Source organism: Pseudogemmobacter sp. W21_MBD1_M6, from assembly GCF_052119585.1.
Taxonomy (GTDB): Bacteria; Pseudomonadota; Alphaproteobacteria; order Rhodobacterales; family Rhodobacteraceae; genus JBGQOJ01.
This window is the reverse complement of the sequence record NZ_JBGQOJ010000045.1, coordinates 1-8,450: the sequence shown is the minus strand read 5'-3', so window position 1 is coordinate 8,450 and position 8,450 is coordinate 1. Positions and strand designations below refer to the sequence as shown.

The 8,450-nt window shown below is 59.8% G+C and carries 9 protein-coding genes, 1 tRNA gene and 1 pseudogene; 4 read left to right on the top strand and 7 right to left on the bottom strand.

Going from position 1 to position 8,450, the window contains the following annotated elements; all coding sequences use genetic code 11:
• Window positions 1-73 precede the first annotated feature (73 nt).
• From ACEN2R_RS20225 to guaA, 3 genes and pseudogenes are all read right to left on the bottom strand, one after another.
• Window positions 74-187, bottom strand: a pseudogene (locus ACEN2R_RS20225) (EamA family transporter); the annotation flags it as partial.
• Between the two features lie 96 nt (window positions 188-283).
• Window positions 284-448 carry a hypothetical protein gene (locus ACEN2R_RS20220; RefSeq protein ID WP_442044664.1) on the bottom strand — a complete coding sequence of 55 codons (165 nt, stop codon included), beginning with the start codon at window positions 446-448 and terminating at the stop codon, window positions 284-286.
• A 143-nt stretch (window positions 449-591) separates the two neighbouring features.
• On the bottom strand, window positions 592-2,154 hold the full coding sequence (guaA, locus tag ACEN2R_RS20215) for a glutamine-hydrolyzing GMP synthase (RefSeq protein ID WP_442044662.1): 1,563 nt from the start codon (window positions 2,152-2,154) through the stop codon (window positions 592-594).
• Between the two features lie 163 nt (window positions 2,155-2,317).
• Between guaA and ACEN2R_RS20210 the strand changes: the two genes are divergently transcribed.
• Window positions 2,318-3,862, top strand: coding sequence for a trimethylamine methyltransferase family protein (locus tag ACEN2R_RS20210; RefSeq protein WP_442044660.1), 1,545 nt, complete (start codon window positions 2,318-2,320; stop codon window positions 3,860-3,862).
• Here ACEN2R_RS20210 and ACEN2R_RS20205 read toward each other — a convergent pair.
• Complete coding sequence (locus tag ACEN2R_RS20205; RefSeq protein WP_442044658.1) at window positions 3,855-4,172, bottom strand: DUF6477 family protein; 318 nt, start codon at window positions 4,170-4,172, stop codon at window positions 3,855-3,857. The genes ACEN2R_RS20210 and ACEN2R_RS20205 overlap by 8 nt on opposite strands.
• A 247-nt stretch (window positions 4,173-4,419) precedes the next feature.
• Here ACEN2R_RS20205 and ACEN2R_RS20200 point away from each other — a divergent pair, with 247 nt between their 5' ends.
• The 3 genes from ACEN2R_RS20200 (at window position 4,420) to ACEN2R_RS20190 (ending at window position 6,964) form a co-directional block, all read left to right on the top strand.
• Window positions 4,420-5,598 carry a DUF6456 domain-containing protein gene (locus tag ACEN2R_RS20200; RefSeq protein WP_442044656.1) on the top strand — a complete coding sequence of 393 codons (1,179 nt, stop codon included), beginning with the start codon at window positions 4,420-4,422 and terminating at the stop codon, window positions 5,596-5,598.
• A 235-nt stretch (window positions 5,599-5,833) separates the two neighbouring features.
• Window positions 5,834-6,787: a lipoyl synthase gene (gene lipA, locus ACEN2R_RS20195; protein ID WP_442044654.1), complete on the top strand. Its 954-nt coding sequence runs from the start codon at window positions 5,834-5,836 to the stop codon at window positions 6,785-6,787.
• Between the two features lie 100 nt (window positions 6,788-6,887).
• Window positions 6,888-6,964, top strand: a tRNA-Arg gene (locus tag ACEN2R_RS20190).
• Window positions 6,965-7,285: 321 nt separating this feature from the next.
• Here ACEN2R_RS20190 and ACEN2R_RS20185 read toward each other — a convergent pair.
• The 3 genes from ACEN2R_RS20185 to ACEN2R_RS20175 form a co-directional block, all read right to left on the bottom strand.
• Window positions 7,286-7,597, bottom strand: a complete 312-nt coding sequence (locus ACEN2R_RS20185; protein WP_442044652.1) for a hypothetical protein — start codon at window positions 7,595-7,597, stop codon at window positions 7,286-7,288.
• Window positions 7,594-7,782 carry a hypothetical protein gene (locus ACEN2R_RS20180; protein WP_442044650.1) on the bottom strand — a complete coding sequence of 63 codons (189 nt, stop codon included), beginning with the start codon at window positions 7,780-7,782 and terminating at the stop codon, window positions 7,594-7,596. Before ACEN2R_RS20180 ends, ACEN2R_RS20185 begins: the two co-directional genes overlap by 4 nt.
• Window positions 7,783-7,903: 121 nt before the next feature.
• The gene (locus tag ACEN2R_RS20175) at window positions 7,904-8,278 is read right to left on the bottom strand and encodes a hypothetical protein (protein WP_442044648.1); all 375 of its coding nucleotides are present in this window, start codon (window positions 8,276-8,278) and stop codon (window positions 7,904-7,906) included.
• Window positions 8,279-8,450 lie beyond the last annotated feature (172 nt).

Here is an 8,450-nt window from a genome sequence, read left to right as displayed (position 1 = left end):
CAGTGGTCTCCGGCCACCTTCAAACCGGTAGCGCCGAGGTGTGGAGCTGAAAACTCGTAAAAATCGAGGTGCCCATCAGTTCAAATGTATCGAGTTCAAAGCTGACCGCGCGGCCTGCAATTGCCATCGAGGAGAAAGACACAATGGCCCCGCTCATCCAGAGGGCGGCTTTCAGGATAGGGGACATCGGGGCCTCGGCTATGCAGGGGCGACGATGTGCCCGGTCAGACCGGAACGGGGCACGAATTTTGCCTGCGCGTCAACCGCCGATTGCACAACAGGGTCAGGCGAATGCCACGACGGTTACCGAGCCGATGCAGACCACCACCAGAAAAAGCGCACCGATGGTCTGGTGAAATGGCTTTTTGCTGTAACAACGGCCGCACTGTGATGATGCAAGCCGCATTTTGTGGCCGCATTTCGCGCAATGGTAGAGACGTAATGCCATAATACTACTCTTGGTTTTAAAATGAGCTATTGGCCGTAAATAACTAATAAAAAACACAAAAAATGACCTCGGACACTGAATATGTCCGAGGTCGAAAGATCAATAGCCTATCGCATGTATGTAGCGCGCAACCCGACGCGGGATCACTCCCACTCGATGGTGCCGGGAGGTTTGGAGGTGATGTCATAGGTCACCCGGTTGATCCCCTCGACCTCGTTGATGATCCGCGTCGCGGTTTCGCCAAGGAATTCGTGGGTGAACGGGTAGTAATCGGCGGTCATGCCGTCCACGGACGTCACAGCGCGCAAGGCGCAGGCGAAATCATAGGTGCGCCCGTCGCCCATCACGCCCACGGTGCGCACGGGCAGGATTGCAACGAAGGCCTGCCAGATTTCATCGTAAAGGTCGTGCTTGCGGATCTGGTCGATATAGACCGCGTCCGCCTTGCGCAGGATCTCCAGCTTTTCGCGGGTGATCTCTCCGGGGCAGCGAATGGCAAGCCCCGGCCCTGGGAAGGGGTGACGCCCGATAAAGCTGTCAGGCAGGCCAAGCTCGCGACCCAGGGCGCGGACCTCGTCCTTGAACAGCTCGCGCAGCGGCTCGACCAGTTGCATGTTCATGCGTTCCGGCAGGCCGCCGACGTTGTGATGCGATTTGATCGTGACACTTGGGCCGCCGGAAAAGCTGACGGATTCGATCACGTCGGGGTAAAGCGTGCCCTGCGCCAGGAAATTCGCGCCGCCGATGGCTTTTGCGTGTTTTTCGAACACCTCGATGAACAGGCCACCGATGATCTTGCGCTTGGTCTCGGGGTCGCTGACGCCTTCAAGCTTGCCCAGAAACAGTTCGGATTCGTCGGCGTGGATCAGCGGCAGGTTATAATGCTCGCGGAACATGCTGACGACCTGTTCGGATTCGTTCAGCCGCATCAGGCCGTGATCGACATAGACGCAGGTCAACTGGTCGCCGATCGCCTCGTGGATCAGCACGGCGGCGACAGAGCTGTCAACGCCGCCGGACAAGGCGCAGATCACCTTGCCGTCGCCGACCTGATCGCGGATCGCCTGAATGGCCTGTTCGCGGTAGGCACCCATGGTCCAGTCACCGGTGAAACCGGCAAGCCGCACGAAGTTCTCATACAGCGTGGCACCGTTCGGGGTGTGGTGCACCTCGGGGTGGAATTGCACCGCGAAGAAATTGCGCGACGGGTCGGCTGTGATGGCGAAGGGGGCATTGGGCGAGGTGCCGTAAACCTGGAAACCGGGTGCGATTTCAGATACATGGTCGCCGTGGCTCATCCAGACCTGTTCGCGGCCCTCAAGGAACCAGCCCGCCAGAAGGGGCAGGGTGCCATCTGACGATGTGACATAGGCGCGGCCGAATTCGGCGGTGCCATGACCGCGTTCTACCTTGCCGCCCAACTGGTGCATCATCACCTGCTGGCCGTAGCAAATGCCAAGAACCGGCACCCCGTATGTCCAAAGCGATTCTGGCGCGCGGGGCGAGTTTTCCGTCATCACAGAGGCCGGACCGCCCGACAGGATCACTGCCTTGGGGGCGAAGTCCTTTAAGAAGGCATCGGTCACCTTGTTGAAGGGGTGAATTTCGCAATAGACGTTCTGCTCACGCAGGCGGCGCGCAATCAGCTGCGTTACCTGAGAGCCGAAGTCTATGATGAGAAGGCGGTCATGCGTGATATCTGTCATGGCAACGGATTAAGCGGCGCCGCGCGATTGATCAAGATGCGACATGTCGCTTTCCCCCCTCAAGCGGCGGAATCTTCGCAAGACAGCACATCGAAAACGGTTAGAAGCACATCAAACAGGCGCGACCGGTGGCGTTGCGCGCGATCAAGAAGGATATTTTGCGATGACCGAAGCAGTCAGAACCCGTCCGGCACGTGGTGGCGGTGGCGCCGCGCGGCGCGCGGAACGCACAGCGGTCAGCCTGGAAACGGCAAAATATATCCAGCGGAATATCCCGAACTTCGAGATACTCAACGACGAGGCGCTGGAGATCATCGAGGCGAACGCCGAAACGGTGCTGGCCGAGATCGGGGTGAATTTCGTCGATAACCCCGCCGCACTTGATCTTTGGCGTGCGGCCGGTGCTGAAATCGAGGGCGAGCGCGTGCGCATCCCGCGTGGATTGGCCCGCAAGCTGTGCGCGACGGCGCCCTCGTCGTTCACCCAGCACGCCCGCAACCCCGAGCGCAATGTGGTGATCGGCGGCAAAAATCTTGTTCTGGCGCCGGTTTACGGCCCGCCCTTCGTGCGCGATGCCGCCGGTGGCCGCCGCTATGCCACGATGCAGGACTTCCAGAATTTCGTGAAACTGGGCTATATGTCCAAATGGCTGCACCATTCCGGCGGCACCGTCTGCGAGCCGACAGATGTGCCGGTGAACAAGCGTCATCTGGATATGCTGCTGACGCATATGCTGTATTCCGACAAGCCCTTCATGGGGTCCGTGACAGAGCCAAGCCGTGCGCAGGACAGCATCGAGATGTGCGAGATCCTGTTCGGCAAGGACTTTGTGCAGGACAACACGGTGATGACATCGCTGATCAACATCAACTCTCCGCTGACGTTCGATTCGACGATGATGGGCGCGCTGGAGGTTTTCGCGAGAAACAATCAGGCCAGCATCATTTCGCCCTTTATCGTCGGGGGGGCGATGGCACCTGTGACGGTTGCGGGCACCCTGACGCAGGTTCTGGCAGAGGTTCTGGCGGGGGTCGCCTATTCCCAGCTGGTCCGCGCCGGTGCGCCGGTGATCTTCGGTGCGTTCGTGACCTCGATCGACATGAATTCGGGGGCGCCGACCTTTGGCACACCCGAGGCCGCGCACATCACCTATGGCGCAGGACAGCTGGCGCGGCGGATGAACCTGCCATACCGGTCGGGCGGGTCGTTCTGCGGATCGAAACTGCCCGATGCTCAGGCCGCTTACGAGACCGCGAACAGCCTGAACATGGCGCTTTTGTCCGGTGTGAACTTTATGCTGCACGCCTGCGGCTGGCTGGAAGGGGGCCTTGTGTCGTCTTACGAGAAGTTCGTGATGGACGCTGACCAACTGGGCACATTGCACCATCTGGCCAAGGGAATCATCATGGACGAGAACGGTCAGGGCATGGATGCGATCCGCGAAGTGGGGCCGGGCGGCCATTATCTGGGCTGCCAGCACACGCAGGACAACTTCAAGTCAGCATTCTGGCGGTCGGACCTGTTCGACTACAAGCCCTTCGAGACCTGGGACGAAGAGGGCGCGCGCGACACGCAGGCGCTTGCCACGATCCGGGTCGCAAAAATGCTGAACGATTATCAGCAGCCCGCGATTGATCCCGCGATCGAGGCCGCATTGCGCGCCTATGTCGATGCCAAGAAGGCCGGTATGCCGGACGCGTTCATCTAGGGGACGTTTGCGGTAAGGCGGCGGCTGACAGGCGGGTGCGCAACAGCTGCGCCTCGCCCATCATCGCGATCAACAGGTCTACATGACGGGCGATGCTGTAACCGGCGTCGCCGTTCTGGCGTTTTTCTTCCTGCACTTCTTCCACGGCGATCAACCCGATGATCGCGGCCCCCGGCGATGGCGGCGTATTGACCTTCAGCAGCCGCCGCAGATCGCGGGTCCGGTTATAGTCGACCTGTCCGCACCGCGCGGCGCGGATCAACAATTTTGGCCGGTTCAGTGCGTTCAGCATTCCAAAAATATCGGTCATCGGGTCGTCCTTCTACAAAACACATGGGGCAGGGTGGCGCAATTTATGCGTGTGTTGCGTGTTTTGCGTTGGACCCGAACGGTGGGTTCAAGTTTGTTTAGCTTTTATAAACAATCATTACCAAACGACTAAATTTTTACGAACTCGTAACCAATGCAACTTTAGGTTGATTTGCGGCCGTTAGGCCGGACACGGATGGCCGCTTGGCCTTACCTTAAGCAAATCGAATTCTCGGGGGAGAGCGGCGATGCTATTATCACCTTCAACGCACCCATTCAGGGGGCTGCCAGACTGGGTCCCGCAAGGTGCGCAACATTATCTGACACATACCGAACTGGGCCTGTCGATCCGCGCGGTGGCGCGGGATGCGGGCTGTGCTGCGTCGACGGTTCTGCGGCAGGTCCGCCGGTTCGAGAACAGGCGTGACGACCCACTGGTCGACGAAGCCCTGCGCCGTCTGGGTGCAACCCGCCCCGCAGAGCCAGCGCCCGAGCCGGCATCTGTGCCCGTGACTGTGCCCGCATCTGCATTCGAAACGACACCCGTTCCCATGGAAGGTTTTCCCATGTCTGCACCTATCCGATCTGCTTCTATCCGTCCCGCCGCACTGCCAACCGAAGATGCAAGCCTGGCGCGTGAGGCCAAGCGGATCCTGCGCCGGTTGGCGGAAACCGGCGCCGTTCTGGCGGTGTCCAACGAAATGGAAAAGGCCGTGGTCGTGCGCAGTCTGCCCGGCGGGCAATCGGCGCGGACCGGTGTGGTGGACCGCACTGTGGCACAGGCCATGGCGTTGAAAGACTGGATTTCCTGCATCAAGACCGGAAAGGTCGCGCAATACGAGATTACCGGCGCGGGGCGCGCGGCGCTGAAGCGGATGCTGGCCACGGATAATGGCGGGCAGGCCGCCCCGTTTGGCGACCAGCACCGCGTCTGGGGCGAAAAAACCGTGATGGACACCGGCGAGGAGCGCCCGACGCGCTATCGCTACAATCTGGCGGAATCGCCTCTGGCCGCTGTCGCGCGACGCAAGGACAAGGACGGGCAGAATTTCCTGTCGGATGACCTTGTCTCGGCCGGAGAACGGCTGCGCGAGGATTTCGAGATGGCGCAGATGGGGCCTCGGGTCGGTCAGAACTGGGACCGGTTCCTGACCGGTGGTGACCGCGGCACGTTCGCGGGCGACAGCGGGTTGGCGATGGGACCGGCCTCGGCCCGGGAGCGGGTGTCAAAAGCGCTGCGCGATCTGGGGCCGGGTCTTGGGGATGTGGTATTGAGATGTTGTTGTTTTCTGGAAGGGATGGAAACTGCGGAAAAGCGCATGGGGTGGTCGGCGCGATCGGGTAAGATCGTGCTGCGGATTGCCCTGCAGCGGCTGCGCCGCCACTATGACGAGACCGAGGGAAAATACGGCGGTATGATAGGGTAGGGTGCGGGCGAGCCGTTTCGGGATATGGATATTTAGAGAACAAAGAATTGCAAAGGGGCGCCCGATTTCAGGGCGCCCTTTCGACTTTGCGCGATCGGTTGCCGGGCTTTGGCATCGGGTGATCTTGTATATAGTTCACCCTTAAACTATCCTTTTGCCGATGGAGATGTGCGGACTTGTCCCTTTGCCTTTACGAGGGATGGGTGTAGGTCACCCGGTAACGAAAGGAATTATCATGCGCGATCTTAAAATTCCGGCCGAGCGGCACCCCGAAAAGGCGAAACGCCCCGACAACGCCCAACCGAAAAAACCCGATTGGATCCGTGTGAAGGCGCCAACGTCCGAAGGGTACAAGCAGACCCGCGATATCATGCGCGAGCACAAGCTGGTGACGGTCTGCGAAGAGGCGGGCTGCCCCAATGTCGGTGAATGCTGGAGCCAGGGCCACGCCACGATGATGATCATGGGTGAAGTCTGCACCCGCGCCTGCACCTTTTGCAATATCGCAACCGGGAAACCGCCGGAGGCGCTGGATGTCTTCGAGCCGGGCAGGGTTGCCGATGCGGTCAAAAAGCTGGGGTTGAAGCATGTGGTCATCACATCCGTGGACCGCGACGATATCGAGGATGGCGGGGCAGAGCACTTTGCCCAGACCATCCGCGCGGTGAGGCGGCAAGCCCCCGGCACCACGATCGAAATCCTGACGCCAGACTTTATTCGATGTGATCACAGTGCATTGGAGGTTGTTGTTAAAGCAAAACCCGATGTGTTTAACCACAACCTTGAAACCGTCCCCGGTCTATACCCGGAAGTGCGCCCCGGTGCGCGCTATTTTCACTCGCTTCGGCTTTTGCAGCGGATCAAAGAGATTGATCCGTCGATGTTCACCAAATCCGGCATAATGGTGGGCTTGGGCGAGGACCGTCAGGCAGTCATGCAGGTGATGGATGATATGCGCGCGGCCAACATCGACTTTTTGACCGTCGGACAATACCTGCAGCCAACGCCGAAACATCACCGCGTGGACCGCTTTGTCACGCCCGAGGAATTCGCAGCCTACGAAAAGGCAGCCTATGGCAAGGGTTTCCTGATGGTTTCTGCCACGCCGTTGACGCGGTCAAGCTATCATGCGGGTGACGATTTCGCGCGGTTGCGCGCGGCGCGTCTGGCGAAACTGGGTCAGGCGTAGGCGGCCGGACCAGAGCGCGGCAGGGTATCGCGCGTTCATCGCGTCGCGGGGTGAATTTCACGTTGCGGGGCGCGGGCGTTTATCCTATATCGCTGCCAAGGCACCCATAGCTCAGCTGGATAGAGCGCTGCCCTCCGAAGGCAGAGGTCGCACGTTCGAATCGTGCTGGGTGCACCAATTCTCTCAATAAAATCAATATGCTGCGCAGTGATGAACCGGCGGTGAATTTTCCGGCGCCTCTTGGTTCAACACAGGTTCAACAGTGTGCAGAAAATCGCCGATCCGATTCTGCCGATCTGCCGAAACACCCACACAGAAGGAGCGACAGCCCATGACGGATGAAAAATCCCATCTTGGTCACGCACCGGGCAAAGCCGATGCAAACCCCGAAACCGGATCGCGGGATTGGGCTGGTATCCTGAGCCAGATCAGGAGCGCGAGGGCGTGAAGGTGCTGGGTCAGCTTATGTATCCGCCCAATAAGGTCTGACCGAACCGCTCAGAGCGTGATCCGCAGCCGCCATCTGCCGCGCCGTGGCTGAGGCTGACCTATACTGATCCTACCGGCCAGCAATATGTTCAGCTCTTGAACAGCCGCGCGCAGCTGGGCGTGCATGCTGGTCTGTCCATGCCCACCGTCAGGATCGTCGGCATACATTGCATCAAACAGGCGTTCAGTGCTGAGCGTTCGGCCTTGCCCCTCCCAGAACGCCCGCAAGATTGCCTCAGCCTGTCCGGTGACTTTGTGTAGCTGGATCAGGTTATCCAGCGCGACAGGCACCGCGCCGCCGCACATAGGGCAGGGGATCACCCGCCAGCCTCTATCGCATCGGCCAGTGCATCTGCCAGTTTACCGGCCAGCAGGATCGTCTCAGCCGCCTTGGCCTGAGCCACGGATGTTTCGCCCGGCAGCGCGCCGATCAGTGCGGCGAGGTCTTCCATCTCGGCTTGCAGGTTCCAGGCGTCGATTTCAAAGGTGATGATGTTGCAGGTCATGGTTCGCTCTCCCAGGGTTTCACTACGGTTCAGAATAGCGCACGCTTGCAGATGCGTAAACATTTAAGTCATTGAAAAGTATGAATAAAATCACAACACCACAACACTGATCGCAACACTTTCAGCGGCGTCCATATCCGCGCCGCTTGGCCTCTTTTATTGCAGCCTGGATCAGCTTCTTGCTGTTCCCGGCCCCTGTCGCTTCGAGCGAGGCTTTCAAACCGGGCGTCACCTTTTCCAGATCATCAATCAGCGCGCGCGCCGCGCCCAGATCGCGCTCGAATGCCGGACCATATTCGGCTTGGAGTTTGGCCATAGTCGCCTGAGCAACTTCGACGCGCTGATCCTCGGATAGCCCTTCCGAGGCGCTTTCATGGTAGGCGTGCAGCGCGGACTTCATGAGGTCTGCCGGTGTGCCCGCCGCCTTCATGTCGGCCACCATCGCCTTACCGGACTGGCTGATCTCATTGGCATGATCCCGATTGCCTTCCTGCATCGCTGCCAGCGCGGCTTGATCGAAGAAACTCGTCAGCGGGGCCGGGTCGAAAGGAGCCTTGTCGCCATAGGTCAGGGTCGCGGGTTCATCACTGTCTTCGGCAGGCCAAACGTTCCGCGCCGCATACTCATGTGTTCATCGTCAATCGTGACGGTGACGTGCTCGCGATTGG

Coding starts and splice junctions, on each gene's coding strand:
- ACEN2R_RS20205 (WP_442044658.1), bottom strand. CDS start 4,172: ATGACCGATATTTTTGGAATGCTGAACGCACTGAACCGGCCAAAATTG.
- ACEN2R_RS20200 (WP_442044656.1), top strand. CDS start 4,420: ATGCTATTATCACCTTCAACGCACCCATTCAGGGGGCTGCCAGACTGG.
- lipA (WP_442044654.1), top strand. CDS start 5,834: ATGCGCGATCTTAAAATTCCGGCCGAGCGGCACCCCGAAAAGGCGAAA.
- ACEN2R_RS20210 (WP_442044660.1), top strand. CDS start 2,318: ATGACCGAAGCAGTCAGAACCCGTCCGGCACGTGGTGGCGGTGGCGCC.
- ACEN2R_RS20220 (WP_442044664.1), bottom strand. CDS start 448: ATGGCATTACGTCTCTACCATTGCGCGAAATGCGGCCACAAAATGCGG.
- ACEN2R_RS20175 (WP_442044648.1), bottom strand. CDS start 8,278: ATGCAGGAAGGCAATCGGGATCATGCCAATGAGATCAGCCAGTCCGGT.
- guaA (WP_442044662.1), bottom strand. CDS start 2,154: ATGACAGATATCACGCATGACCGCCTTCTCATCATAGACTTCGGCTCT.
- ACEN2R_RS20180 (WP_442044650.1), bottom strand. CDS start 7,782: ATGACCTGCAACATCATCACCTTTGAAATCGACGCCTGGAACCTGCAA.